Source organism: Sphingomonas ginkgonis (genome assembly GCF_003970925.1).
In the GTDB taxonomy this organism is placed as follows: Bacteria; Pseudomonadota; Alphaproteobacteria; order Sphingomonadales; family Sphingomonadaceae; genus Sphingomicrobium; species Sphingomicrobium ginkgonis.
In genome coordinates this window covers 1,643,809-1,669,966 of record NZ_RWJF01000001.1, presented here as the reverse complement: position 1 = coordinate 1,669,966, position 26,158 = coordinate 1,643,809, and the positions used below count along the sequence as shown (strand labels likewise).

General features: G+C 66.8%; 25 protein-coding genes. 9 read left to right on the top strand and 16 right to left on the bottom strand.

What is annotated here, in order from left to right:
- Positions 1 to 2: 2 nt before the first annotated feature.
- The 3 genes from rfbC to HMF7854_RS08120 form a co-directional block, all read right to left on the bottom strand.
- Complete coding sequence (rfbC, locus tag HMF7854_RS08130) at positions 3 to 557, bottom strand: dTDP-4-dehydrorhamnose 3,5-epimerase (RefSeq protein ID WP_126718643.1); 555 nt, start codon at positions 555 to 557, stop codon at positions 3 to 5.
- Complete coding sequence (gene rfbA / locus HMF7854_RS08125) at positions 550 to 1,428, bottom strand: glucose-1-phosphate thymidylyltransferase RfbA (RefSeq protein WP_126718642.1); 879 nt, start codon at positions 1,426 to 1,428, stop codon at positions 550 to 552. Before rfbA ends, rfbC begins: the two co-directional genes overlap by 8 nt.
- Positions 1,429 to 1,510: 82 nt before the next feature.
- Positions 1,511 to 2,557, bottom strand: a complete 1,047-nt coding sequence (locus tag HMF7854_RS08120; protein ID WP_126718641.1) for an EpsG family protein — start codon at positions 2,555 to 2,557, stop codon at positions 1,511 to 1,513.
- A gap of 82 nt (positions 2,558 to 2,639) precedes the next feature.
- On the opposite strand from HMF7854_RS08120, the gene HMF7854_RS08115 reads away from it, so the two are divergent.
- Positions 2,640 to 2,906: a PqqD family protein gene (locus tag HMF7854_RS08115; protein ID WP_126718640.1), complete on the top strand. Its 267-nt coding sequence runs from the start codon at positions 2,640 to 2,642 to the stop codon at positions 2,904 to 2,906.
- A gap of 3 nt (positions 2,907 to 2,909) precedes the next feature.
- Here HMF7854_RS08115 and ndk read toward each other — a convergent pair whose 3' ends face one another.
- The 3 genes from ndk to HMF7854_RS08100 all read right to left on the bottom strand — a co-directional run bounded on the left by ndk (position 2,910) and on the right by HMF7854_RS08100 (position 5,331).
- Entirely contained in the window at positions 2,910 to 3,332 is a 423-nt protein-coding gene (gene ndk, locus HMF7854_RS08110) for a nucleoside-diphosphate kinase (protein WP_126718639.1), read from the bottom strand.
- A 73-nt stretch (positions 3,333 to 3,405) separates the two neighbouring features.
- Entirely contained in the window at positions 3,406 to 3,849 is a 444-nt protein-coding gene (locus tag HMF7854_RS08105; RefSeq protein ID WP_126718638.1) for a DNA polymerase III subunit chi, read from the bottom strand.
- 9 nt (positions 3,850 to 3,858) lie between these two features.
- On the bottom strand, positions 3,859 to 5,331 hold the full coding sequence (locus tag HMF7854_RS08100) for a leucyl aminopeptidase (protein ID WP_126718637.1): 1,473 nt from the start codon (positions 5,329 to 5,331) through the stop codon (positions 3,859 to 3,861).
- 209 nt (positions 5,332 to 5,540) lie between these two features.
- Between HMF7854_RS08100 and HMF7854_RS08095 the strand changes: the two genes are divergently transcribed.
- The 5 genes from HMF7854_RS08095 to rsmA all read left to right on the top strand — a co-directional run bounded on the left by HMF7854_RS08095 (position 5,541) and on the right by rsmA (position 12,203).
- Positions 5,541 to 6,401 (top strand): hypothetical protein, encoded by an 861-nt coding sequence (locus HMF7854_RS08095; RefSeq protein WP_126718636.1) that lies wholly within the window; start codon positions 5,541 to 5,543, stop codon positions 6,399 to 6,401.
- A 157-nt stretch (positions 6,402 to 6,558) separates the two neighbouring features.
- Complete coding sequence (locus HMF7854_RS08090) at positions 6,559 to 8,829, top strand: LPS-assembly protein LptD (protein ID WP_239016895.1); 2,271 nt, start codon at positions 6,559 to 6,561, stop codon at positions 8,827 to 8,829.
- A 109-nt stretch (positions 8,830 to 8,938) separates the two neighbouring features.
- Positions 8,939 to 10,366, top strand: a complete 1,428-nt coding sequence (locus tag HMF7854_RS08085; protein WP_239016894.1) for a peptidylprolyl isomerase — start codon at positions 8,939 to 8,941, stop codon at positions 10,364 to 10,366.
- Complete coding sequence (pdxA, locus tag HMF7854_RS08080; RefSeq protein WP_239016893.1) at positions 10,363 to 11,385, top strand: 4-hydroxythreonine-4-phosphate dehydrogenase PdxA; 1,023 nt, start codon at positions 10,363 to 10,365, stop codon at positions 11,383 to 11,385. The genes HMF7854_RS08085 and pdxA overlap by 4 nt, the downstream gene beginning before the upstream one ends.
- A complete protein-coding gene (gene rsmA / locus HMF7854_RS08075; RefSeq protein ID WP_126718634.1) occupies positions 11,382 to 12,203 on the top strand; it encodes a 16S rRNA (adenine(1518)-N(6)/adenine(1519)-N(6))-dimethyltransferase RsmA in 822 nt (273 codons plus the stop codon). Before pdxA ends, rsmA begins: the two co-directional genes overlap by 4 nt.
- Here the strand turns inward: rsmA and HMF7854_RS08070 are convergent.
- The 7 genes from HMF7854_RS08070 to uvrC all read right to left on the bottom strand — a co-directional run bounded on the left by HMF7854_RS08070 (position 12,200) and on the right by uvrC (position 19,118).
- Complete coding sequence (locus HMF7854_RS08070) at positions 12,200 to 12,700, bottom strand: tetratricopeptide repeat protein (protein WP_126718633.1); 501 nt, start codon at positions 12,698 to 12,700, stop codon at positions 12,200 to 12,202. The two genes, rsmA and HMF7854_RS08070, sit on opposite strands and share 4 nt — an antisense overlap.
- Before the next feature lie 32 nt (positions 12,701 to 12,732).
- Positions 12,733 to 13,908 (bottom strand): RsmB/NOP family class I SAM-dependent RNA methyltransferase, encoded by a 1,176-nt coding sequence (locus tag HMF7854_RS08065; RefSeq protein WP_126718632.1) that lies wholly within the window; start codon positions 13,906 to 13,908, stop codon positions 12,733 to 12,735.
- A 3-nt stretch (positions 13,909 to 13,911) separates the two neighbouring features.
- Positions 13,912 to 15,402 (bottom strand): IMP dehydrogenase, encoded by a 1,491-nt coding sequence (guaB, locus tag HMF7854_RS08060; RefSeq protein WP_126718631.1) that lies wholly within the window; start codon positions 15,400 to 15,402, stop codon positions 13,912 to 13,914.
- Between the two features lie 90 nt (positions 15,403 to 15,492).
- Entirely contained in the window at positions 15,493 to 15,882 is a 390-nt protein-coding gene (locus HMF7854_RS08055) for a hypothetical protein (protein WP_185829206.1), read from the bottom strand.
- A 118-nt stretch (positions 15,883 to 16,000) separates the two neighbouring features.
- Positions 16,001 to 16,420: a Co2+/Mg2+ efflux protein ApaG gene (apaG, locus tag HMF7854_RS08050; RefSeq protein WP_239016892.1), complete on the bottom strand. Its 420-nt coding sequence runs from the start codon at positions 16,418 to 16,420 to the stop codon at positions 16,001 to 16,003.
- Between the two features lie 10 nt (positions 16,421 to 16,430).
- Complete coding sequence (gene recO, locus HMF7854_RS08045; RefSeq protein WP_126718629.1) at positions 16,431 to 17,168, bottom strand: DNA repair protein RecO; 738 nt, start codon at positions 17,166 to 17,168, stop codon at positions 16,431 to 16,433.
- A gap of 9 nt (positions 17,169 to 17,177) precedes the next feature.
- Positions 17,178 to 19,118 carry an excinuclease ABC subunit UvrC gene (uvrC, locus tag HMF7854_RS08040; RefSeq protein ID WP_126718628.1) on the bottom strand — a complete coding sequence of 647 codons (1,941 nt, stop codon included), beginning with the start codon at positions 19,116 to 19,118 and terminating at the stop codon, positions 17,178 to 17,180.
- 214 nt (positions 19,119 to 19,332) lie between these two features.
- On the opposite strand from uvrC, the gene HMF7854_RS08035 reads away from it, so the two are divergent.
- A complete protein-coding gene (locus HMF7854_RS08035; protein ID WP_126718627.1) occupies positions 19,333 to 19,875 on the top strand; it encodes a hypothetical protein in 543 nt (180 codons plus the stop codon).
- A 213-nt stretch (positions 19,876 to 20,088) separates the two neighbouring features.
- Complete coding sequence (locus tag HMF7854_RS08030; protein WP_126718626.1) at positions 20,089 to 20,550, top strand: GreA/GreB family elongation factor; 462 nt, start codon at positions 20,089 to 20,091, stop codon at positions 20,548 to 20,550.
- Here the strand turns inward: HMF7854_RS08030 and HMF7854_RS08025 are convergent.
- From HMF7854_RS08025 to HMF7854_RS08015, 3 genes are all read right to left on the bottom strand, one after another.
- Entirely contained in the window at positions 20,547 to 21,263 is a 717-nt protein-coding gene (locus tag HMF7854_RS08025) for an aspartate/glutamate racemase family protein (RefSeq protein ID WP_126718625.1), read from the bottom strand. The two genes, HMF7854_RS08030 and HMF7854_RS08025, sit on opposite strands and share 4 nt — an antisense overlap.
- Positions 21,264 to 21,518: 255 nt before the next feature.
- Complete coding sequence (locus HMF7854_RS08020) at positions 21,519 to 22,961, bottom strand: NAD(P)(+) transhydrogenase (Re/Si-specific) subunit beta (RefSeq protein ID WP_126718624.1); 1,443 nt, start codon at positions 22,959 to 22,961, stop codon at positions 21,519 to 21,521.
- Entirely contained in the window at positions 22,954 to 23,256 is a 303-nt protein-coding gene (locus HMF7854_RS08015) for an NAD(P) transhydrogenase subunit alpha part 2 (protein ID WP_126718623.1), read from the bottom strand. Before HMF7854_RS08015 ends, HMF7854_RS08020 begins: the two co-directional genes overlap by 8 nt.
- Positions 23,257 to 23,487: 231 nt before the next feature.
- Between HMF7854_RS08015 and HMF7854_RS08010 the strand changes: the two genes are divergently transcribed.
- Complete coding sequence (locus HMF7854_RS08010; protein ID WP_126718622.1) at positions 23,488 to 25,803, top strand: EAL domain-containing protein; 2,316 nt, start codon at positions 23,488 to 23,490, stop codon at positions 25,801 to 25,803.
- The last annotated feature ends 355 nt before the right edge of the window (positions 25,804 to 26,158 follow it).

Sequence of the window (26,158 nt, the reverse complement as noted above, 5' to 3'; positions counted from 1 at the left end):
CGTCATGAGAACAGCTCCGCGTCGGCGAGCAGGGGCGCGGAACGGTCCTTAGCCGACAGCGTGACCTCAACCGAATCGACCGGCCAGTCGATTCCGATCGCCGGATCATCGAACCGGATCACCCGCTCGTCGGCAGGACTGTAACAGTGGGTCACCTTATACTGGACCTCCGTGCCGGGCTCGAGGGTGACGAACCCGTGTGCAAATCCGACCGGGACAAGCAGCTGGTTCCACTGCTCGGCGGAAAGCTGGATGCCCACCCACTTCCCGAACGTGGGGGATCCGCGGCGGATGTCGACGGCGACATCGAAGATCCGGCCGCGGGTCACTCTAACGACTTTGGTCTGGGCGGCGGGCGGAAGCTGATAATGGAGTCCGCGCAGAACGCCGGGCGACCGCGACAGACTGTGGTTCTCCTGGACGAAGTCGAACACCAGCCCGGACTCGCGCCAGACCTGCGCGTTGTAAGTCTCGGAAAAGAATCCCCGCTCGTCGGCAAAGCGGGTGGGCACCAGCTCGAGCAAACCTTCGAGCGGGAGCGACCGAACCTCAAGCATGGGCGACTTCGTCGGCGCAACGACGGAGATAGCGGGCATAGTCGGTCTTGCCGAGCTGGTCGGCACGAACGCGGATCTGTTCGGGGGTGAGATAGCCCATCTGGAGACCGATCTCTTCCGGGCACATCAGCTTGGAGCCCGTCCGCGATTCCAACGTACGGACAAAGGAGCCCGCATCGTGCAGGCTGTCGTGGGTTCCCGTATCCAGCCAGGCATAGCCCCGCCCAAGCCGCGATACGCTCAGCTGTCCGCGCTCCAGATAAACCCGGTTCACGTCGGTGATCTCGAGTTCACCACGCTCGGATGGGGCCAGCTTGGCTGCTATGTCGACGACCTGATTGTCGTAGAAGTAGAGCCCGGTGACTGCCCAATGAGACCGCGGGTTGGCAGGCTTCTCCTCGATCGACAGAGCGCGGTTACTGGCGTCGAATTCGACAACTCCGTACCGCTCAGGATCGTCGACCGCATAGGCGAACACGGTAGCTCCCTGCTCGAGCTTTGCGGCCGACTGGACCAACTGCGACAGGTTGGCGCCGTAGAAGATGTTGTCGCCAAGCACGAGCGCGACGCTGTCCCCGCCGATGAACTCGCGACCGATGATGAACGCTTCGGCCAGTCCGTTCGGGGCGGCCTGTTCGGCATAGGACAAATTGATCCCGAAGTTCGCTCCGTCGCCGAGCAGCGCCTCGAACCGCGGCAGGTCCCAGGGAGTGGAGATGATCAGGATCTCGCGAATGCCCGCCAGCATGTGGACGCCAAGCGGATAGTAGATCATCGGCTTGTCGTAGACGGGCAGCAGCTGCTTAGAGACCGACAGGGTGGCCGGGTACAGGCGACTTCCGCTCCCGCCAGCCAAGATGATCCCCTTCACCGGCACTCCCTCACGCTCAATGGATGCTGCTCGCCTGTAGAAGATTTTGATTGGCTCGCCAGCGGTTTATCGGCGGCTTGCCTCAATGTGCAAAGTAGAACTGGTAAGGCACCCACAAACTGGCGAACGAGGCGAGCGTCAGCCAGGCGGCCATAATGGCGAAGGAATAGGCGATCACCAGGACCCGACCAGTGGTTTCGCTGGTATAGACGCCCGGCACCCGGGACAGCACGGCCAGCTGCAGCGGAATGATGTAAAGCGCCAGCCGGTCGGTCACCGTCGAGGGCAGAAAAAACAGCATTCCCACGAACAGGAAGCTCGCAAGCGAGCAGTTGCGCCACAGCGCGCGTTCCTCGTCACCGAAGCCGAAAGCCCGGCTTCGGAGAAGGAACAGGCTTGCCGGAACGACGTCCAGCGCGACGCGGATGGCGGCGCCTTGCGAACTATAGTCGGAGTTGACGTAGTTCTTGATCAGCTGGTCCGACGCCTGGGTGAGCAAATTGGCGTAGATGATGTACCCCGCCGCGAAACCGCCAATGAGGTTGAACAGCCGATTGCGTCGGGCACTGAAGATCACCAGCGGGAGGAACAGGACCGCCGTCTTGTGGAAGGTGGTGGCGATCGCGACGTAGAGAATGAAGCGCGGCAGCGATCGGTATCGCCCGTAGGCAGCAAGGCCGGCCATGATGATGCCAATGGCGACCGCCTGCCGGGTATAACCCATGGCGACCACCACCGTCAGGTAGGGAATGCCGACGATGACCGCCAACCAGGGGTCCGGTTGCGAGCGCGCGAAGCGGATCAGCCCCCAGGTGTAGATCAGGGCGCAAATGCTGTTGACGAGCCAGATCCCGCCGCCGACCTGCTGGACCAGCCAGTTCACCACCATGTAACCCGGGTCCGCGAGCGTCAGCGAAGCCGGAAGGTCGCGCGTCTCGGTCAGTCGGAAGATCTGTGCGTAGGTCCTCCAGTCGCCACCCACCTGATAGCGCAGCCCGACCATCAGGATCAGGATGACGGCTCCGATGAGCAGCAGCAGGTCGCCGCGTCGCGGCGTGTCGGCCGGTTGCGGGGGCCGCGCCAGTGCTCCGAAGACGAAGAAGGCGAACATCAGGAAGTAAGGTGTCACGGCGAACAGCCATAGAAAGGCTGCGGCATCGCCGTCCAGCCGGGGATTGGCGAGCGGGCCAAGCGTAGGCTAGCTTATCGCCATGATGTACCGGCGAAATATTGCCCTGCTCGAAGCTGAACTCGGCCCGGAACTGGTCGCGCTCGCGCCCGAGGATGGCGTCTGCTTCGGCTTCAACGCCGTCGCCGCGAGTGTCTGGAAGCTGCTGGAAAGACCGCGCAGCTTCGACGAGATCAAGGCCGGACTGCTGGCCGAATATGAGGTGGGCGACGAGCAGTGCGGCAATGAGTTGCGCGTCCTGCTCGCCGACCTTCAGCAGCGGAAGCTGGTCCGTATGGACCCGCGATAAGGGTCAGCCGACGATTTCGTCCGGCTGGAAAAAGTAGTCGATCTCGATCTTGGCATTCTCGTCGCTGTCCGAGCCATGGACCGAGTTCGCCTCGATCGACTCCGCCAGCTCCTTGCGGATGGTGCCCGCCTCGGCATTTGCCGGGTTGGTCGCGCCCATGACGTCGCGGTTGCGCTTGACCGCATTCTCGCCCTCGAGCACCTGAACCACGACCGGGCCCGAGATCATGAAGCTGACCAGGTCGTTGAAGAAGGGCCGCTCCTTGTGGACCGCGTAGAAGCCCTCGGCCTGCTCCTTGGTCATGTGGATGCGCTTGGATGCGACGACGCGCAGGCCGGCCTCCTCCAGCATCTTGGTGACAGCGCCGGTCAGGTTGCGGCGAGTGGCATCGGGCTTGATGATCGAAAAGGTGCGCGTCGCGGCCATGACCGGGCGTCTCCATCCTGTTGGTGTTGGAAGTGGCCGCGCCCCTAGCGGGGGGTCGCGCAAAGGGCAAGGCTCAGGCCGCTTCGCGCCACCGCCCGTTCTCATCCTGCCGCCAGAAGTGCCGCTCGACCTCGTCGCGCCCGGCGAGGAGCTTCCATGCCAGCCTGGCACCCTCCAGCGTGTCGGCGGCGAACAGGTAGAAGGCCCGGTCGAACGTGATCGCAGCCTCGCGCCAGGCGCCGTCGGCGATCAGCAGGTTGCGCGCCCGGTTGGCCGCATCCGGAGTGGTCGCGAGCAGCACCGGCTGCTGCGCGTCGTCCGCGCCGCCCGCGCGCCCGTGCGCCAGGAAGGCGGTTGGGCCACCCTGATCCCACAACTGGCGATCCAGCCGGGCCAGCAGCGCATCGTCCTCCGCAACCACCAGCAGCCGCTGATCCTGCTCGATCAGCCGCGTGGCGAGCTGGCCGACGATTCCATCCAGCGCTGCCCCGCCCAACTGGTAGAAGTCGACCCGCATGGCCCTCGACTAGCGCTCGGCAGTGTCTGCCACAAACTGGTCGAGCACCCGGACGCCGAACCCGGTCGCGCCCTTCTCGTAGGTGGAGCCCGGCTTGTCCGACCAGACGGTCCCGGCGATGTCGAGGTGCGCCCAGCGGACGCCCTCATCCACGAACCGCTTGAGGAACGCCGCCGCGGTGATCGATCCACCCTCGCGCGGGCCGACGTTCTTCATGTCCGCGATCGGAGAATCGATCAGCCGGTCGAAGGCATCCGTCAGCGGCATCCGCCAGAGATGATCGCCCGACGTCCGGCTCGCGGCTTCCAGCTCGGCGGCCAGGCCATCGTCGTTGGAGAACATGCCGCCGAACTCATGCCCGAGGCTGATCACCATCGCCCCGGTCAGGGTCGCCAAGTCGATCATCGTCTTCGGCTTGAACTCGCGCTGGGCCCAGGTCATCGCGTCGCCCAGCACCAGCCGCCCTTCCGCGTCGGTGTTGATCACTTCGATCGTCTGCCCCGACATGGAGGTGACCACGTCACCCGGCCGCTGCGCCGACCCGGAGGGCATGTTCTCGACCAGGCCGCAGACGCCGATCACGTTCGCCTTGGCCTTCCGCTTGGCAAGACCGAGCATCGCGCCCGCCACCGCGCCCGCGCCGCCCATGTCCCACTTCATCGACTCCATGCCCGCGGCGGGCTTGATCGAGATGCCGCCGGTGTCGAACGTCACGCCCTTGCCGATGAACAGCACCGGCGCCTCACCCTGCGTTCCACCATTCCACTTCATGACAAGGATCCGCGGCTCGCGGATCGAACCCTGATTGACGCCCAGCAGCGCGCCCATGCCGAGCGCTTCCATCTCGGCCTGCCCGAGCGTGCTGATCTCGAGACCGGTTCCGGCTGCTGCCTTCCGGACGCGTTCGACGAACGTCTCGGCGTAGATGATGTTGGCCGGCTCGGTGACCAGCTCCTTGGTGAGCGCCACGCCCTCGGCAACGCCCTTCCAACGCGACGTCCAGCGCTGCTCCGCCTCGGCAGGGGCGCCGACGATGGTCAGCGTGTCGAGCGTCGGCTTTTGCTTGTCCTTGAGCCGTGTGCGGTAAAGATCGTAGCGCCACGACCGAAGGGTCGCGCCCAGCGCCACGCGCGCGGCCGCATCCGCATCGAACCCGAGCCCGGTAAGATCCAGCACCGCCGCCTTCTCGCCGGAGGTCTGCAGCCGCGCCACTGCCGCCCCGCCCAGCTTCTCCGCTCCTTCGGCGACCCGGGCATCGCTGCCCAGCCCGACCACCAGGAGCCGACGGTGCGTGCCCCCATCGTCAAGCCAGGCCTCGGCCGCCGCGCCGTTCTCGCCTTCGAAGCGCTGCGACTTCAGGGCAGCGTCAATCCCGGCCCGCTGGCTCCCAAGCGCCGCCACGCCCGGCCGGTCGCCACCCCGCGACGGAAGGACAAGGGCGAAGGCTCCGCTGGGACGCTCGGCGGCGAAATTGATCTGCATGGGGGTTCCTTGACGAGAAAAGCGGGTCTGGCGTGGCCTTTAGGACGCGTCGGGACGGAACGCAAAGCGATCGGATTCGTCTCCAACTGAGCTTCGGGCGGGAATTGCCAGCACTGGCGAGTGGTCGGTCCCGCGCTCTCCGCGGCCTAGCGGCGAGCGTCGGAACCGACTAGGCGCGGACCGCTTGCAACGATCAGGAGAAGGACGAGTTGAAGGTCGCGAGCTTCTGGGATGGACCGATCACCGCGCTCGAGACGGCCTGCCTTCTCTCGTTCGCGCGGCGCGGAGCCCATGTCCGGCTCTACAGTTTCGAGCCGAAGTCGCTGCCTGCGCCCATCGAGGTGCGTGACGCGGGCGAGGTGCTCGACCGGTCCTATCTCAACCGTTTCCTGACCAACGGCAAGCCGAACGTCGCGCACTTCGCCGACCTGTTCCGGCTCGTTATGATGAAGCAGACCGACGAGGTCTGGATCGACTGCGACGTGCTGCTCGTGCGGCCGGATCTTGATGACTGGCCGGCCGACCTGTTCGTCCGTGAGGGCGATTCCCAGATCATCAACTGCGTGCTGCGCGTCTCGGACCAGACGGTCCTCGACAAGGCAATCGAGTTCACCGAGGCGTGCCTCGATAAGGACCTGCCATGGGCCGCGACGCAGAACGTCATCCCGCGGGCGATCGAGTGTCAGCACCTCGAAGTTCCCATCTCGTCCCCGGCCGTCTACAGCCCGGTTCAGGCAGACGACTGGTTCAAGCTCGTGCTGCCCGAATATCGTGACGAATGCGAGCGGCTGACCTCGCGGGCCCGGACCGTCCACCTCTTCGACAATGTCCTTCAGCGCGTCGGTTTCTTCAAGGACATCGCGCCGCCGGCGGGCAGTTACCTTCACGCCCGGCTGGAGGAGCAGGACCTCCTCAGCCTGTTCAAGGCGGAATATCCCGCGGAGGTCGTGCGCAACATGCACGACGGCTGGAAGCTGCGGTTCAGCGGCGAGGCGATCGGACTTGGCGCGCTCGTGCGGCAGGCCATTCCGGCGCTCCGCCGCACCGCCGCCCGCCGCGCGACCCGCTAGTCGGCGGCTCCATCCCGGCGACTAAGCGGTCTCTGGGGCCGGTCCCTGGTTGAAGCGGCGCGGCTGGGGTGCAATAGGCTGCCCTTCACCTCAAGACGTGCATCGGGCCGGGGACTTCAAGTTGCTTCACGCGAGCCATGGCTGGTCGGCCCTATCCGTGGCACTCGCCTTCACCGCTCTCCCCGCGGCCGCGCAGGTACAGCCGGTCACCGGTGATGGGCCCGTCGCGGTGCCCGCGCCGACCGCTGCCGCTCCCGTCCCTGCACCGACGCCCGCTCCCGCCCCCGCTCCCGCCGCGCCGGGAACAGCCGGAGCCGCGACGACCGATCGACCGGTTGATTTCAGCTCGGACGTGGTGGTCTACGACAGCCAGGCCGATGTCCTGACCGCCAACGGCCGGGTGCGCATGTCGAGCGAGGGCAACTATCTCGCGGCGGACCAGATCAGCTGGGATCGCAAGACCGGCAAGGTAGTCGCGCTAGGCAATGTGGTGGTGGTCAATCCGCAGGGTGACAAGCTCATCGGCGACCGGGTCGACCTGACCGACGAGCTTCGCCAGGGCACCGTCGACAATCTCCTCTACGTGATGGAAAGCGGCGCCCGGCTCGCGGCCCGGCGCGGCTCGCGGGACGCCAACGGAGTGCTTACGCTCGAGAAGGCGGTCTACTCGCCCTGCCCCGTCACGACCGAATGCGGACGGGCAAAGGAACCGAGCTGGAAGATCAGCGCCGCACGGGTGGTCAATGATCCCGTCCGGCACCGCATCCGCTTCTCGGGCGGCCGGTTCGAAATCCTCGGGATCACGCTTCCCCTGCTGCCGATCTTCTCGATCAGCACGGGCGACCGCTCGCAGGGGATGAACGGATTCCTCCTCCCCGACGTCAAGGTCTCCCGTCGGAACGGGTTCGAGCTTGCGCTCCCCTATCACTGGCAGATCGCACCGAACCGCGATCTGACGGTAACACCCCGCGTCTTCACCGCTGTCTATCCAGCGCTGGAAGCTCAGTATCGCGAGTTGAACAGCCTCGGCGCCTATCAGATCGGCGGTTTCCTCACCTACGGGGACCGCCGGGTGCTGGCGACAGACCCGAAGGACGACGGCATCCGCGCCTATGTCGAGGGCAACGGCAAGTTCCAGTTCGACCCGCTGTGGAGCCTCACCACCAGCTTCCGCTACGCCACCGACAAGACGCTGCTGCTGCGCTACGACATTAGCCGCGACGAGCGACTGCGCAGCTTCACCAACCTCGAACGGATTGACACAAACAGTTACGTCAGCATTGCTGCCTGGGCGTTCCAAGGGCTGCTGGTCACCGATGACAACAAGATGGCTCCGATCGCCCTCCCGGCGATCGATGCCCGCTGGCGGCTGGAGGATCCCGCGTTTGGCGGGGTGATCCAGCTCCAGGCCAACAGCCTCGCCATCCTCCGCCGCGAAGGACAGGACAGCCAGCGTGCCTTCGTCAGCGCCGAGTGGAACAAACGGATGCTCACTCCGCTCGGTCAGGAACTGCTGCTCACCGCATTTGGTCGCGGCGACATCTATCACACGAGCGACAGTGCGAGCACCGCCACAGCCATCTATCGCGGCGAGGATGGCTGGCACGGGCGCGCGATCGGGGCCCTTGCCGCGGACCTCAAGTGGCCGTTCGTCGGGCCGGCGTTCGGTGGCGAGCAGATCCTCTCCCCGCGCGTCCAAGTCGTGCTCACCCCCGCCGTTCCCAACCTGACCATCCCCAACGAGGACAGCCGCTCGGTCGATCTCGAGGACAGCAACCTGTTCGCGCTCAACCGCTTCTCTGGCTACGACCGGTGGGAAGACGGCTCGCGGGTCACTTACGGGCTCGACTGGACGCTGCAGCGCCCCAACCTCGCGATCAACACGACGATCGGGCAGAGCTACCGTCTCAACCGCCGCGATGTGATCTTCCCGGATGGGACTGGCCTGTCCGGCCAGCTGTCCGACATCGTCGGGCGAACCCGGATCCAGTTCGGGCGGCTCATCGATGTCACCCACCGTTATCGGCTCGACAAGAAGACGCTCGGTGTCCGCCGCAACGAGCTTGACCTCACAATCGGCACGGACGCGACCTATGTGCGGGCCGGCTACATCCGTCTCAACCGCAACATATCCCAATCGATCGAGGATCTGCAGGATTCGGAGGAGCTGCAGCTTGCCGGACGCTGGCAGGTGCGGCGGCACTGGTCCGTCTACGGCTCGACCGTCATTGACCTGACCGACAAGCAGGAAGACCCGCTGTCGATCGCTGACGGCTTCGACCCTGTCCGGCATCGCCTCGGGATCGAATATGAGGACGATTGCCTGTCGATTGGCTTCTCGTGGCGTAAGGACTATGTGCAGCTCTACGGGCAGCGGCAGGGTAGTACCTTCCAGTTCCGTGTCGCCCTCAAGGGACTCGGCCGCTAAGCTTGGGTTCAGCGACCGCGTGACACTGGCGCTCATTGCTCATCTTCTTCAAAGACAAGGGATTTCTGAAGTGGTTGCTGGCTTCTTGAACATCTCGGCCAAGACTCGTTTGGGTCTGCTCGCAAGCGCGGTCGTGCTGACCGCCGCGGCGGGTGCGAGCGCGGCGCCCGCCGGACGCACCCAGCATCGCCTCGCGCCGGTCCGCAAGGCGCCGACACCGGCGGCGAAAGCACCCGTCCAGGTGCCCGTTGCCACCCCGGCCGCGGCTCCCGCTCCCGGTGCCCGCAACAGCAGCAGCGGCCTCAACCTTCCGCAGAACCCGACCCTGTTCGGCGCCGGCATCCCGTCGGTCGTGAAGGCCAGCGCGATCGTCAACGGTGAGGTGATCACCCAAACCGATATCGACCAGCGGTTGGCGCTGCTGGCGATCGCCAACGGTCAGCCGATCCCCGCCGACCAGCTCGAGACGCTTCGCACGCAGGTCCTGCGCAACCTCATTGACGAGACGCTGCAGATCCAGGCTGCCAAAGCGGAGAAGATCGACGTCAGCAACGACGACATCGACAAGACGGTGAAGCGGGTCGCCTCGGGCGTGAAGCAGACCCCCGAGCAGATGGCCGATTACCTCAAGGCGCGCGGCAGCTCGATCCGCTCGATCCGCCGCCAAATCGAGGGCGAGCTCGCCTGGCAGCGTCTCCAGCGCCAGAAGATCGAGAACTCGGTTAACGTCGGCGACGATGAGGTGAAGGCGGTGATCGCGCGGATGAACGCCGCCAAGGGCACCGAGGAATTCCATGTCGGCGAAATTTATCTCTCCGCCAACCAGGGCAACGACGCGCAGGTGCAGGCGAACATGGCCAAGATCCTCGACGCGCTGAAGCAGGGTGGCAGCTTCGTCGGCTATGCCCGCCAGTTCTCCGAAGCCTCGACCGCGGCGGTCGGCGGTGACCTCGGCTGGGTGCGCCCGGAAATGCTTCCCGAGCAGCTCTCGGCGGTGCTCCGGACCATGGGCCCGGGCCAGATCAGCGCTCCGGTCAAGGTGCAGGGCGGCTATTCCATCCTCGCGGTGCAGGACACCCGCAAGGTGCTGACCGCCGATCCGCGCGATGCGGTGCTGGCGCTCAAGCAGATCTCGATCAGCTTCCCCAAGGGGACGAGCCCGACGGCCGCCGAGCCGGTGCTGCAGCGCTTCGCCGCGGCGGCGCAAGGGTCGGGCGGCTGCGGCGGCGCGGACAAGATCGCGGCGGACTTCCACGGCGACGTGGTCACGTCCGACGGGGTCAAGCTGCGCGACCTGCCGCCCGCGCTCCAGCAGATGATGACCCCGATGCAGGTCGGTCAGGCGACCCGTCCGTTTGGCTCGATCGAGGACGGCGTCCGCGTGCTGGTTATCTGCGGCCGCGACGAGGGGCAGAGCGACACCGAGGCGCCGACCTATGACAAGGTCTTCGCCCAGCTCAACGAGGAGCGGGTCAATCTGCGGTCGCGCCGCTACCTGCGCGACCTGCGTCGCGACGCCGTGATCGAGTTTCGTTGAGCCCCGCCGACGCGGGCCGCCCGGCCCTGAGCACCGCCTTGCCGCCGATCGCCATCTCGCTCGGCGATCCCGCCGGCATCGGGCCGGAGGTGCTCGCCAAGAGCTGGGACCGGCGCGACGAGCTGAACCTCTCTCCGTTCGTCGGGATCGGTGATCCGCGCTCCATTACCCAGGTCTGGGATGGCCCGCTCGCCGTTGTCGGCGATCCGCGGGAGGCGGAAGCGACCTTCGATCACGCGCTGCCGATCCTCGCCGTTCCCGCGGCCGAGAGCAGCGTCCCGGGTTGTCCGACGACCGCCGGCGCTCATTGCTCCCTCGACAGCCTCGAGCTGGCGGTCGGCCTCGCTCGTTCGGGCAGCTGCTCGGCGGTGGTCACCGGACCGGTCAGCAAGGAACAGCTTTACCGGATCGGCTTCAGCCACCCGGGCCAGACCGAGTTTGTCGCCGAGCGGTGCGGTGTCTCCACCTCCAACGTCGCGATGATGCTTGCCGGCCCGACCCTGCGCACGGTCCCGGTCACCACCCACCTCGCACTGCATGATGTCTTCGAGCGGCTGACCCAAGGGCTGATCGAGGCCCGCGCCCGGGCTACGCTGCGGGGACTGCAGCGGAACTTCGGCATCGCCGAGCCGTCCCTTGCCGTGGCCGCGCTGAACCCCCATGCTGGCGAGGGCGGCGCGCTGGGTCGCGAGGAGATCGAGATCCTGGCGCCGGCGATCGCCGCGCTTCGCGAGGAGGGATGGAACGTCACCGGGCCGCATCCGGCGGACACCATGTTCCACGCCGCCGCCCGCGCCCGCTACGATGCCGCACTCTGCATGTACCACGACCAGGCGCTGATCCCGCTGAAGGCGCTGCACTTCGAGGACGGGGTGAACGTGACGCTCGGCCTGCCGATCGTCCGCACCTCCCCGGACCATGGCACCGCCTTCGACATCGCCGGCGAGGACCGCGCCGATCCGCGCGCGATGGCCGCCGCGATCCGGATGGCCAGCTCGATGGCGCTTGCCCGCGCGTGACGGGGGCGCTCCCGCCGCTCCGCGAGGTCATTGCCCGCCACGGGTTATCCGCCTCGAAGGCACTCGGCCAGAATTTCATCCTCGACCGCCAGCTCCTCGCGCGCATCGCCGCCATTCCCGGCGAGCTGGCCGATCAAGTTGTCTATGAAGTGGGGCCCGGACCGGGTGGGCTGACGGCTGCCCTGCTGGAGGCAGGCGCCAGGGTCGTCGCTGTCGAGCGTGACCGGCGCTGCCTACCGGCGCTGAACGAGCTTGAGCAGGCCTTCCCGGCACGGCTCCGGCTGCTGGAGGCCGACGCGCTCACCATCGACGAGCGCGCCGAAGCCGGCGACGGAGCGCACATCGTCGCCAACCTCCCCTACAATGTCGGTACGGCCTTGCTGCTGCGCTGGCTCGGCGGCGACGCATGGCCGCCGTTCTGGCGCTCGCTGACCCTGATGTTCCAGCGCGAAGTGGCGGACAGGATCGTCGCCGCGCCGGGAAGCGAAGCCTATGGCCGGCTGGCGGTGGCGGCGCAGTGGCGCTCGTCGCCGCGGATCGCGCTTGCGGTCCATCGCTCGGCCTTCACCCCGCCGCCCAAGGTCGCGTCGGCGGTCATCCACCTCGTCCCCGCGGAGCAGCCTGCCGGTGTTCGCCAGGCCCGCATCGAGCAGCTGACCGCGGCCGCCTTCGGGCAGCGCCGCAAGATGCTCCGCTCCAGCCTCAAGACCGTTCCCGACGCACTCGACGCTCTCGCGACCCTGCGGATCGATCCCGAGCGCCGCGCCGAGACCGTCAGCGTCGCCGAGTTCGTCGCCCTCGCCCGGGCGCTGGGCTAGTTCTGCTTGGGGGCGGTCGCCGCTGGCTTGGCGGCGGCCATGCTCGGGCCGCGCTGGATGGCGGAAGCGAGCTGCGCCGTCTGCGGGCAGGCCTTGGTTCCGCAGATCTTCCGGATACGCTCGAGATTGGCCTGCGCCCGCGCCGTCGCGCCGAGCTCGACCATCGCGCCGCCCTGCAATGCGAGCGCGTCGACGTCATTGGGCTCGAGCAGCAGGGCCTTGTTGGTGAAGCGGATCGCTTCCCCGAACAGCTTCTGCCGCTCCGCCACGCGCGCTAGATCAACGAAGGCGCCGCGGTTGCGCGGATCCACCGCCAGCGCCGTCTCCAGCAGATCGTCCGCCCGCTGGAATTGCCCCTGGGCGAGCGCCGCGTGCGCCTGGCGCTGCAGCCCGACCGAGCGCGAGCTCAGCTGGTTGTCCGCCTGCTGGCCACTGACCGAGGTGGCGATCGATGCAGCCGCGAACCCGACCCCCGCAACAATAGGCAACCACCGCATCACGATCTCCAACCCGGAACGCTCCGCCGCCTCTAGCATGGCGCCGTGAACCTGGCGACGAAAAAGCCGTCGCACCCGTCGTGCGCGGGAGTGAGCAGACGCCCCGGACCCGCGCTGCGACCAGCGGACATGACGTCGTCCTGCGCCTGCCAAGCTGAATGGCGGCTGAGAAACGCGGCGGCCTGTTCCTCGCCTTCGCGCGCCAGCAACGAACAGACGGCATAGACCAGCGCCCCGCCCGGCCTCACCAGCGGAACGGCAAGCTCGAGCACGTGTCGCTGTAGCGCAGTCAGGCGCTCGAGCCGCTCGGGGGTGAGGCGCCAGCGCCCTTCCGGATTGCGGCGCCATGTCCCGCTGCCTGAGCAGGGTGCATCGACCAGCACCACGTCGGCGCTCGCAGCGAGCGGCGCTAGCTGCTCCGCTTCGCGTCCGCCATCGAGCAAGAGGGTGGAGATCCGCGCCCCGGCTCGCTCGGCACGGGGGCCGAGCCGCGAAAGCCGATCGCGACTGGTGTCGCAGGCAATCAGCTCCGCCTCGTTGCCGGTTGCAGCCGAGAGCGCCAGCGCCTTCCCTCCGGCGCCCGCGCACAGGTCGACGATCCGCTGTCCCGCCGCGGGTAGGCAGGCCAGCGCGACCAACTGGCTGCCCTCGTCCTGAACCTCGACCCGGCCATCGGCGAAGGCAGGGTGATCGCTCACCCTTTGGTCGGGCGGAAGTCGCAGCCCCCACGGGCTCAGCGAGGTTGGCACCGCTTCCGCAAACTCGTCTGCAAGCTCGCCGCGCGTCGCCTGCGCCACGTTCACCCGGAGATCGAGCGGGGCGCGCTCGACGAGGCTGGCCCATTCCTCCGCGCCGACCAGCGGCGAGAGTTCCGGCACGAGCCAGCCCGGCACCGCAACGCTGTCGCCGCTCACGCCCGCCTCTCCCTCGGCCGGCGGAGTCGGTGCATGGGGCGAACCGTCGAACAGCGGCCGCGCATCCTCGACAGCGAGCAGCGCCTGACGGCCGTGGGCGGGCATCTCGGCACTTGCGCGGATCGCCCGGAAAACGAGCTCGCGCACCGCCCGGCGGTCCTTCGAGCCGGCGTAGCGGCGGGTGCGGAAATAAGCCTGAACCAGCCCGTCCGCCGGTGGCCCGTCCTCGCGGGCGGAGGCGATCACCTGGTCGAGAATGTCGATCGCCGCCTGCGCGCGCGCCTGCGGGGTCATGGCTCAGCGCGTCGGATAGTTGGGCGCCTCGCGGGTGATGGAGACGTCATGCACATGGCTCTCGCTCAGCCCCGCGTTGGTGATCCGGACGAAGCGCGCGCGGCGTTGCAGCTCCTCGACGGTGTGCGAGCCGGTATAGCCCATCGCCGCCTTTACGCCGCCGACCAGCTGGTGGATGACGTCGCGCGCCGGCCCCTTGTAGGGTACCCGCCCCTCGATACCCTCGGGCACCAGCTTCATCTGGTCCTTTATATCCTGCTGGAAATAACGGTCGGCGGAGCCGCGCGCCATGGCACCGACGCTGCCCATCCCACGGTACGATTTGTACGCGCGGCCCTGGTAGAGAAAGGTCTCGCCAGGCGCCTCGTCGGTCCCGGCGAGCAGCGAGCCGACCATCACCGTCGATGCACCCGCCGCCAGCGCCTTGGCGACGTCGCCCGAGGTGCGGACGCCGCCGTCCGCGATCACCGGGACCCCACGGTCGGACGCCGCGCGCGCCGCGTTCATGATCGCGGTGAGCTGGGGAACGCCGACGCCTGCCACGATCCGGGTCGTGCAGATCGAGCCCGGCCCGATCCCGACCTTGATCGCGTCCGCGCCAGCATCGGCGAGCGCCTTGGCGGCTTCGGCCGTGGCGACATTGCCGGCGACGACCTGGACCCGGTTGGAAGCGCTCTTCACCCGCTCGACCGCCTTGGCGACATCGATGTTGTGGCCGTGCGCGGTGTCGATGACGATGCAGTCGCAGCCAGCGTCCATCAGCGCCTCGCTGCGCTCATAGCCCTTGTCGCCGACCGTGGTCGCCGCCGCGACCCGCAGGCGGCCTTCCGGATCCTTGGTGGCATGGGGCGAAGCAACCGCCTTCTCGATGTCCTTGACGGTGATCAGCCCGACGCAATGATCGTCGCCGTCGACCACCAGCAGTTTCTCGATCCGCCGCTGGTGGAGCAGCCGCCGCGCCTCCTCCTGCCCAGTGCCGAGCGGCACGGTGGCGAGATTGTCGCGGGTCATCAGCTCGCTGACCGGCTGGCGCGGGTTCTCGGCGAACCGGACGTCGCGGTTGGTGAGGATGCCGGCAAGCTTGCCCGACGCCTCGACCACCGGAATGCCGCTGATCTTGTTTGCGCGCATCAGCTCGAGCGCCTCGGCGAGCGTCTGGTCGGGTCGCATGGTGATGGGGTTGACCACCATGCCGCTCTCGAACCGCTTGACCGCGCGGACGGCCGCCGCCTGCTGCTCGACCGTCAGGTTGCGGTGGAGCACGCCGATTCCGCCGAGCTGCGCTAGCGCGATTGCCATGTCGGCTTCGGTCACCGTGTCCATCGCCGAGGACAGCAGCGGAATGGACAGCGGGATCTCGCGCGTCAGATAGGTGCGCGTGTCGGCCTGGCTCGGCAGCACGCTGGATTCCAGCGGCTGCAGAAGGACGTCGTCGAAGGTCAGGCCCAGAGGTATGTCGGGCCAGGAATCGGTGCTGCGAGGAAGGTCGGCCATATCGGCCCTTGGCAGGGCGAAGGCGATTCGCGCAAGGGGCCGCGATGCCCGTTCCGGCGTCGCGGCCCCGCTTGGCTGGTCGGTAGCGGCTTAGCCGCGCTCACCCGCCGGCCGCGACGACGGCGGCTGGTTGATATTGCTGGCCAGCCAGGTGGCGCTCGCGCCGCAGCTGCTCGTCACCGTCTGCGGCTGCCCGGCCTGGAAGGGCTGGGCATAGGGATAGCATTCCTGCGCGCCATTGGCACCGAGGCAGAGCTGCCCGTTGGCGACCGACCAGGTGCCGTTCACAGTCGTCCCGCCCGGGCTCATGATCTGGGCGGTCCCGCCCGGCTGCAGCATCACCGTATTGGTCACCCCGCCTTCGGTCACCTGGACCGACTGGCCGACGATCTCGGCGCCCGGCGTCATCTGAGCCGACGCGACCGCGCCCGACACCAGGAGAGCGGCTGCTCCAACATATCCCGCAACCCGAAGAATCATCACGTTCACTCCCCGTTGGGCAAACAGTGCCCGGCGCGTTTCGCCATTCGAAACTAACAAGCATCAACTCGCGAAGCGGGCCGCGGTTGCTTGTTGCTGGGAGTGCCTCCCGTTACGATCAGTTGACCGGCGCCTGCAGGATGAAGCCGGGGATGTCGACCTGGAACGCTGCGCCTTCCTCGTCGACCATCTGGTAGGTGCCCGCCATGGCGCCCGACGGCGTGGCCAGCGGACAGCCCGAGACATAGTCGAAGCTGCTCCCCGGCGCGATCAGCGGCATCTCCCCGACCACCCCCTCGCCGCGCACCTCGTGCACCGCGCCGCGCCCGTCGGTGATCTTCCAGTGACGCGAGAGCAACTGGACCGACCGCTCGCCGATGTTCTCGATCCGGACATGGTACGACCAGAACCAGCGGCCGCTTGCCGGCGCCGACTGTTCCGAGAGGAAGGACACCGCGACGCGCACCGTCACCGGCCCGGTCGTCGCCGCGTAGGGGAACAGCATCGTCAACGCATCGAAGCCGCTCTTGTCACTCATGTTCGAAGGCCTAGTCGAGCCCGGCGGCCCGGCGCAAGCGGCTGATGAGCCGCTCGCGTGACGTCATGACGGCCTCCGCCCTGCCGACGAGCAGGTCGCGCGCCAGAAAGTGGCCGGTCAGCGCCAGGCCGTCGAGGATGTCCGCCCACCCCGCCCGCCCGCCTTCGAGCAGGAAGGGCGGCAAGCGCAGCAGGCGCTTGCCGTAGGGTTCCGCCTCCGCCGCGCTGACCGCCCGGCCCGAGCGGGGGCTCACCGCCACCAGTTCGTCGGTCCGGCCGGAGGCCGCGCATTCGCTGAGGTCGAGCCCGAACCCCAGCTCCGCGAGCAGCAGCAGCTCGTAGCGGACCAGCGCCGTACCCCACCCGCTCGCGGTCGGCGCCGCCTCGATCGCGGCGAGCAGCGCGTCCAGTGCCGACCAAAGCCGTGGATAGGGCTGGCTCTCCGGCAGCGCGGTCGCGGTCAGCGCGGTGCTCCACTCGATCCCCGTCGCGGGCAGCGGCTCGGACAGCAGCGGTCCGCGACTGTGGGTAAGCTCGACGGTCGCCTGCGCCAGCTGCGCCTCGGTTCGAGCGGCGAGTTCGGCGGCGACCAGGTTGCCGGCAATCAGCACCGGCCGCATGCGCCGTCCCCGCGCGCCTCGGACATAGGCGGCCTGAAGGCCATGCTCGGGCGTCATCAGGCGGACGACGGCGCCGTGCTCGCCGTGCGCATGGAGGGAGAGGACGACGGCCGGGGTGGCGAACCTCACGCCGTCGGCTCAGCCGTTCGGGTGGAAATAGTCATAGACCTGCCGCGCCGTGCCCTTGCTGATCCCGGGCGCCCGCTCGAGATCCTCCAGCGCCGCGCCCTTTACCGCCCGCGCCGTTCCGAAGTGCATCAGCAGCGCGCGCTTGCGATTGGGTCCGATCCCCGGAACCTCGTCGAGCGTGCTGGTGGTCAGACTTTTCGCCCGCTTGGCACGGTGGGTGCCGATGGCGAAGCGGTGCGCCTCGTCGCGTAGCCGCTGAAGGTAGAAGAGCAAGGGCGCGTTGGGCGGGAAGCTGATCTCGCGCCCGCCCGGCAGGTGGAAGATCTCGCGTCCCTCGCGGCCGTGGTGGGGCCCCTTGGCGACCCCGACGACCGGAATGTCGTGCACCCCCTGCCCTTCCATCACCTCCAAAACGGCGGAAAGCTGGCCCTTGCCGCCGTCGATCAGCAGCAGGTCGGGCCATTCGCCGCTCTGGCGGTCGGGGTCCTCCTTCTCCAGCCGGGCGAAGCGCCGCTCGAGCACCTCCTTCATCATCCCAAAGTCGTCCTGTGTATCCGCGCTCCGGATGTTGAACTTGCGATAGCTGTTCTTGCGGAATCCCTCCGGCCCGGCGACGATCATCGCCCCAGTCGCATTGGTGCCCATAATGTGGCTGTTGTCGTAGACCTCGATCCGCTTGGGGAGGTCGGGGAGTTCGAACGCATCCGCCAGCTCGCGCAGCAGCTTCCCCTGCGTGGTGCTCTCCGCCATCCGCCGCTCGAGCGCTTCCTCGGCGTTGCGGGTGGCCTGCTCCATCAGCTTGCGCCGGTCGCCACGCTGCGGGCGCTCGATCATGACCTTGCGTCCGGCCCTCTCCGACAGCGCTTCGGTAACCACCTCTTCGTCGTCGATCTCTCGATCGACCAGGATGCGCTTGGGCGGCGGCATGTCTTCGTAGAACTGAACGAGGAAGCTCGACAGCACCTCGGCCTCGGGCACCTCGCTGGTATGCGCGGGGAAGAAGGCGCGATGGCCCCAGTTCTGTCCGCCGCGGATAAAGAAGGCCTGGATGCACATCTGCCCGGCCTTGCAAGCGAGCGCAAAGATGTCGGCGTCGCCCAGCCCCTCCGCATGGACCGTCTGACTGCCTTGAATGTAGGTCAGCGCGCGGAGCCGATCCCGGTAGACGGCGGCCAGCTCATAGTCCTGCTTCTCCGCCGCCTCCCCCATCGCCTTCGACAGCCGCTGCTGGACCCCGGTCGACTTGCCCTGAAGGAAGTTCTTCGCATCGTCGACCAGCTCCGCATAGTCGCCCTCCCCGATCCGCCCGACGCACGGCGCGGAGCAGCGGCGGATCTGGAACAGGAGGCACGGCCGCGAACGGTTCTCGAAATACGAATCCGAGCAGCTCCGCAGCAGGAACAGCTTCTGCAGCGCGTTGAGCGTTCGGGTGACCGACCCGGCACTGGCGAACGGCCCGTAATACTGACCCTTGATCCGCCGCGCGCCGCGATGCTTCTGCACCCGCGGGAAGCCGTGGTCCTCGCGCAGCAGGATGAAGGGGAAGCTTTTGTCGTCACGCAGCAGGACGTTGTAGGGTGGCCGGAAGCGCTTGATCAGCTGCGCCTCGAGCAGCAGCGCCTCGGCCTCGGTCCGGGTGGTGACGATCGTCATCGACCGGGTCTGGGCGACCATCCGCTGCAGCCGCTTCGACAGCCGCGCGACCTGGGTATAGTTGGTCACCCGGTTCTTCAGCGCCCGCGCCTTGCCGACGTAGAGGACGTCGCCCTTGGCGTTCTGCATCCGGTACACACCCGGGCGCAGCGGAAGCGTCTTCACCACGTTCCGGATCGCCGCGACCCCCGCCTCCAGGTCCGGCGCGTCGCCGCCGCCCTGGACGGTATAAGTCGCCTGCTCCTCGTTGAACCGCGCGGATGCGCCGGGATGGTCGGGTCGATCGGCCTTGCTCACGAGGAGCGATCTAGGGGGTTTGCCCTAGCGTTGCGAGGGGTGCCGGGTGACACCGCCGCATTGGCGACGTGCAGCCTCGATGACACCGTCGCCAGTGTCGGCTCTCGTCGACCAGCGCATCTTAGATTACCATAAACCTTGTCGGTGTAGACCTGCGACCATGTCGCCCCGGCTGGACTACTCCCCGATCGCTCTCGCAGGACGAAGCGCATGGATGCTGGTCGCCGCCCTCGTGGTAATCATCAACGCTGTAATTCACGCAAACGGCGGCTTCCCCAGCGTTCTTGGTCTTGGCTTCGTTCCCTCGGCCGTGCTCCTTGCCACAGCGTCATACCTCGTGCTGGTCACGGCCGGCATGACCCTGGGGTTGATCCGCCACGGCTGCCTGGCGCTGGCGACCTCCGAAGGCGGCATCGAGGTTCGCTCTGCCTGGTTCTCGCGAACGATCCCGTGGAATGCCCTGTCGCAGGTCGGTCTTGACGTTCGTTACGGCAAGTTGAGCCACCACACGGTTGTCGCTGTTCGCGAGACGACGGGACCACTTCGAGTGCACAGCATTGACACCCGTTTGCTGGCTGAGCCGCTCGACTGCGTGAAGGAGTGGGCCGAGGCTGCGGAACGCCAGCGGTTGGCACGCGGCGGAGCACCTCACGAGCCGGCTTTGGTACTGGCAGCTTACGCGGCCCGGATGCGCGAGACAGACATTGCCGCCGACGTCGCGGCCGCCAGGCGGGGCTCTCCCGGCGAGTTCCGGTAATCGGCCTCGCCGTTCGGCAAAGCCGCAAGCGCCCGTTGGGCAAGACTGCCGCCCGACGCCGTAATCTAATGGTGGCAGGGTGGAATGTCGCTCGTTGTTGATGCCGAGAACCTACATCCCTGACATCCGCTTCCCAGCTGAAGCGCTCATTTGCTTTCCGGGACGGAACCGGTCGGCTATTCAGCTTCTCATGCAAAACGGGCTTTCTCTGCCATGAGCGTCGCCTTCCGCCGCGAAAGCGACGACGAGCATCTCGAGCCGCGGTTCGAGCTGCCGATCCCGCCCGGTCCCAACCTTGTCACCCCGGGCGGGCTGCGGCTGATCGAAGAGCGAGCGGCGATGCTCGAGGCGGCGCTCGCGACCGACCTCGGCGACGAGGACCGCAAGGCGGTCCTGCGCGACGCCCGCTACTGGCGTCAGCGGCTCGCCAGCGCGCAGCTCGCCCCGGCACCAAGCGGAGAGACCGTCGCGATCGGCACGCGAGTGACCTTCGAGCGCGACGGGCGGGCGCGGACGCTGGAGATCGTCGGCCATGACGAAAGCGAACCCGCGACCGACCGCATCGCCTTCACCGCGCCGCTCGCCCGCGCAATGCTGGAAGCGGAGGTCGGCGACGAGGTCGACCTGCCAGATGGCGCCACGCTGGTGATCACCGCCATCGCCGTCGCCGTCTAGGCGGCCGCCCGCGCCTCTTCCTCGTCGGCGAGCATCCATTCCGCCGCCGCCTTGGCGTGGATCGCCGTGGTGTCGTAAACCGGCAGGACGTTGGCGCGGGTGTCGACGGCAAGCACCAGTTCGGTGCAGCCCAGGATCACCGCCTGAACCTTCTTCTTCTGCAGCTCGGTGATCAGTGTCTTCAGCTTGCGCTGGCTGTCGCGCACCACCCGCCCCGCGGCCAGTTCCTCGTAGATGATGCGGTCGATCTCGGCCATCCACGCCGGATCGAGCTGCGCCAGCTGAACCCCGCGCTGCTCGAGCCGCTCGCGGACGAAGCCTTGGCTCATGGTGAACCGGGTGCCGAGCAGCGCTGCCCGCTGGACGCCGTCGCGGGCGATCCGCTCGGCCGTCGCGTCGGCGATATGAAGCACGGGGATAGCGGCGGCCTCGCTGACCGCGTCATAGGCGCGGTGGCCGGTGTTTGAGCAGATGATCAGCCCTTCCGCGCCGGCATCCTTGAGCCGCCGCGCCGCGCTGCCGAACTGCTGGTCCATCGCGACCCAGTCCTCGCGCTGCTGCAGCGCCGCGACCGTGGCGAGATCGAAGCTTTCCATCACGATGCTCGCGCTGTGCAATCCGCCCAGCCGCTGCGTGACCGCGCGGTTGATCTGTTCATAGTACATCGCGGTCGAGGCCCAGCTGATCCCGCCGATGATGCCCAGCTTCTTCACTGTCGATCCTTCCACCCGCAGCCCACCGGCCGGCGCGTGCGCGGGCTGGGGGCTTCAACCCAGAAACGTCTGTCGAAAGAGGCGCTTGCGGCGCCGCCGTTCCACCTTTGTCTCTCAATCCAAGCGAGCGGGCAAGCGGCAGGAACAATAATAAACGCCGCAACGCCGACCTGTTGCAGCGCGGCGACGGAGCGTTACGCCCGCGTTCCGGATCAGGTCAGCTCGAGCCGTCGCTTTCAGGCGCGGGCCAGCCGGCTAGCCCAGCGCCTTGACGATTTCCTCGACCATCTTCTTGGCATCGGCGAGCAGCATCATCGTGTTGTCGCGGTAGAAGAGCTCATTGTCGACGCCGGCGTAGCCCACCCCGCCCATCGAGCGCTTGATGAACAGCACGGTTCGCGCCTTTTCGACATCGAGCACCGGCATGCCGTAGATCGGCGACGACTTGTCGGTCTTGGCCGCCGGGTTGGTGACGTCGTTGGCGCCGATCACGAAGGCGACGTCGGTCTGCGCGAATTCCGAGTTGATGTCCTCCAGCTCGAAGACCTCGTCGTAGGGGACGTTGGCCTCGGCCAGCAGCACGTTCATATGTCCCGGCATCCGGCCGGCGACGGGGTGGATGGCATATTTGACCCGCACCCCTTCCTTCTTGAGGAGGTCGCCCATCTCCCTCAGGGCATGCTGCGCCTGGGCCACCGCCATGCCGTAGCCCGGAACGATGATGACCTGGTCGGCCTGGCTCATCAGGAAGGCGGCGTCTTCGGCCGAGCCGCGCTTGTAGGGACGGTCGATCGCCTCGCCGCCGCCGCTCGGCCCCGAGACCGCGCCGAACCCGCCGGCGATCACCGAAATGAAGCTTCGGTTCATCGCCCGACACATGATGTAGCTGAGGATCGCGCCCGAGCTTCCGACCAGCGCGCCGGTGATGATCATCGCCGAATTGTGCAGCGTGAACCCCATCGCCGCCGCGGCCCAGCCGGAATAGCTGTTCAGCATCGACACCACGACCGGCATGTCGGCCCCGCCAATCGGGATGATCAGCAGGAAGCCGATCGCGAAGGAGAGCGCCATGACGGTGAAGAACACCCACGGCGCCTGGTCTTGGGTGAAGTAGGCGATCAGCCCGACGATGGCGGCGAGCGTGCCGAGGTTGATGATGTGCCGTCCCGGCAGCAGGATCGGCGATCCGCTCATGTTGCCGTTCAATTTTAGGAAGGCGATCACCGAGCCCGAGAAGGTGATCGCGCCGATCGCGACGCCGAGGCCCATCTCAATCCGGCTGACGGGCAGGATCGAGATGAAGGACGGGCTGGCGATGGGCGTGATGCGGACCGCGATCCCGAACGCCTCGGGGTTGAGGAAGGCGGCGGCGCCGACAAGGACGGCGGCCAGGCCGACGAGGCTGTGGAAGGCGGCGACGAGCTGCGGCATCGCCGTCATCTGGATCCGCCGCGCAGTGACGAGGCCGATCGCGGCGCCGATGGCGATCGCGATTGCGATTTCCGGCAGCGAGGTGATCTGATGGACGGCGAGCGTCGTCCCGACCGCGATCGCCATGCCGATCATGCCGAGACGGTTGCCGCGCTGGCTGCTCTCCGGGCTCGAAAGACCGCGCAGCGCGAGGATGAAGCAGACGCCCGCAATCAGATAGGCGAGAAGGACCCAGGACGGCTGGGCGTGCGCGGCGGCCTCAGCCATGGGCCTTGTCCCCCGAGCGATCCTTCTTCTTGTACATCGCCAGCATGCGCTGGGTGACGGCGAAGCCGCCGAAGATGTTCACCGAGGCGAGCGTCACCGCGAGCAGGCCGAGCCACTTGGCCGACGCGCTTCCGCTCGCCGCCGCCGCGATCAGGGCGCCGACGATGATGACCGACGAGATGGCGTTGGTGACGGCCATCAACGGGGTATGGAGCGCCGGGGTCACCGACCAGACCACGTAATAGCCGACAAAGCAGGCCAGCACGAAGATCGACAAAATCGAGATGAAATCCATCAGCGCCCTTCCCTCCGGCGTTTCGGACGGATGATCCGTCGCGACCCGTCGCACCGGTACGAAGGCCAGCGTGCCGCCGTCGTCATCGCGTCGGCTTGGCCGATCCCCCGCACACAACACCACCTTGGCACAAGTTGCGGCCAAGGACAGCCGTCAAATGTTTTCATTCCGGGTTCGTAAAGCCTCGTCAACGGGAGCGCGGTTTCCGAATTCCTAACCTTTTGACGGTTAATGCGGCAGGCCGAAAGAAAGGATGGAATGCGCTCGGAGCCATCTTCGTCGACCCTGCCCAAGCGGCGCTTCCCGCTGCGCAATTTCGCGTGGATGGTGCTGCTGAGCCTGGCGTTTGGCGCCCTGCAGATTGGTTACCCGCTCGAAGTCGGCCTTTGGGGACTTCGGAACTACGTCCGCCAGCAGCCGGCCAGCGGACAGTTCGTGTTTGTGGCGATCGACGACAAAAGTCTCTCGGACGAAGGGGCTTGGCCTTGGTCGCGGAGGCTTCAGGCCCGCCTGCTGTCGAAAGTCGATGACCTCGGGCCCGCGAGGATCTTCCAGGATGTAATGCCGATCGGTCCCAGCACCGCGCAGGATGATCTCGCGTTCAGCAATGCGCTGAAGAAGTCCGGCAAGATTTGGCTTCCCGCACGATACTCCTCCGATCACCAAAGCGGCACCAAGACCCTTGCACTCCCGTACAAGGAGTTCCGGCGATACGCGAAAACTGGCTGGATCTGGGTCGAGTATGATTTCCTCGGTGCCGTCTGGTCGATCGATCGCTCCGCCTTGGTGAACGGCGAACGGGTGCCGAGTTTCTCAGCGGCCATGAGCGGCAGGCTCGGGGACGGACCGCCCTATCGCGTGGATTATTCGATCGATCCTGCGACGATCCCCACGGTTTCCGCGAGCGACGTCCTTTCCGGTCGAGTGCGTGCCGACTTCTTCAGGAACCGCGTTGCCATTATCGGTCCGGCTGCCGAACGCATCGGCGACTCCTATCTGATCCCCGGTCACGACCGCATGCCGGGAGCCCTCGTCCACATTCTCGGTGCCGAGACACTGCTGAAGGGCCCGCCGGCCGCCGTTGGCTGGCTGCCGGCGTGGCTTTTGGCATCGCTCGTAATCGCTGCTGCGCTCCTCAGGCCGCGACGCATCGCCTGGTTGATCCCGGCGGGCTTCGCCGGCGTGATCGGCGGCGGCTTCCTACTCGACCGGCTCGCCGTTGCGGCCGAGATCGTCCCCGCCTTGTTCTTGCTGACTGTCTGCTCCGCCTGGTTTGCGTGGCGGAAGTTCCGCGAACGTGGCCTGACGAACATCCGCACCGGCCTCCCAAATCTGGAGGCACTCCGCGCCAGTCCTCAGGATCAAGCGCGGCCCATGATCGCCGCGCGCGTGCAGAATTTCGCGGAAGTGGTGTCCGCCATGCCGCGGGAAGCCGAGATGGAATTCATCACGCAGATCATCAAGCGCCTGACGGTCGGACATGAGGAACGCCAGATCTTCCAAGGCGATGAAGGCATCTTCGGCTGGTTCACCGACAGCGGCGCTCCGGTTGGCAACCATCTGGAAGCGCTCCATTCCCTGTTTCGCCAGCCGGTGAACGCAGGCGGCGGGTCGTTTGACGTTGCAATCAGCTTCGGTGTCGAACTGGGCAGTGGACGCGCCCTAACCAATCGCTTCGGCAGTGCCTTGGTCGCTGCCGATGAGGCTTGGGCCGAGGGACTACGCTGGAAGTATCACGATCCTGCCCGACAGGAGGAGGCAACTTGGCGCCTCTCCCTGCTGAGCCAGCTCGATGCGGCGATCGACAATGGCGAGGTCTGGGTGGCCTTCCAGCCCCAAGTTCGAATCAACGGCGGGGACACACTTGGCGCTGAGGCGCTGGCCCGCTGGACCCACCCTGATAAGGGTCCGATCTCCCCCAGCGAGTTCATCGCCGCTGCGGAACAGCAGGATCGTATTGCGAAGCTGACGCTATTCGTTCTCAACCGGTCCGTAGCCCTTGCCGCCTCTGTCAATCAGCGCGGCATTCACTTCGGCATCGCGGTAAACCTGTCGGCACGCATGCTGGCCGACCCTGACCTGCCGCGCATGATCGAAGAAGTGCTGCGCCGGCACGGCTTGCCACCTCAACGACTAACGCTCGAGCTGACCGAAACGGCTGCGCTCGACGAAAATGGCCGCGATCTCGCCGTGCTGGACACGCTGAGGGCGCTTGGCGTTCGCTTGGCCATCGATGATTATGGCACCGGATTGTCCACGCTAGATTATCTCAAGAAGATCCCGGCGACTGAGCTGAAGATCGACCAGAGCTTCATCAAAGCCATGCGCCTTTCCCGAAGCGACCGCCTCATGGTTCAATCGACGATCAGTCTAGCTCACTCGCTCGGCCGAACGGTGCTTGCCGAGGGCGTCGAGGATCAAGCCACGCTCGAGATGTTGAGCGAACTGGGCTGTGACATGGCCCAGGGCTTCGTGGTCGGTCGACCAATGGCGCCGCGAGAATTGATTCAGCGACTCGTCGGGGAACGCCGCCGCCGCGCAGCCTAAGCGCTGCTCGTGACCGCTTCATGTTTCGTTTGGTCGCGCAGCCGTTAACCAATTAGCAAGCTTTGGCGTCGTTTCCGCTCCGAGGTGCAATGTCGTTATTGTTTGATAACCATATCGATTAGGGTTAATATGAGCGCCGACGAAACGAATTCGTCCGAGACAGGGGTTTGTCATGAAGAAGCGCTTCAACATCTGGAATTGGCTGATCGGTTCGGGCGGCAGCGGCGCCGGCGGCACCGCCTAATTGGCTCGCCGTGGGCCGCTTCGGCGGCCCGCGGCTCAGATCGACGGAGCCATGGCTCGCGTCCGTTGACAGGCTGCGAAGCGTTTCGCGGCCTGTTTCCGTTTGTGGCCA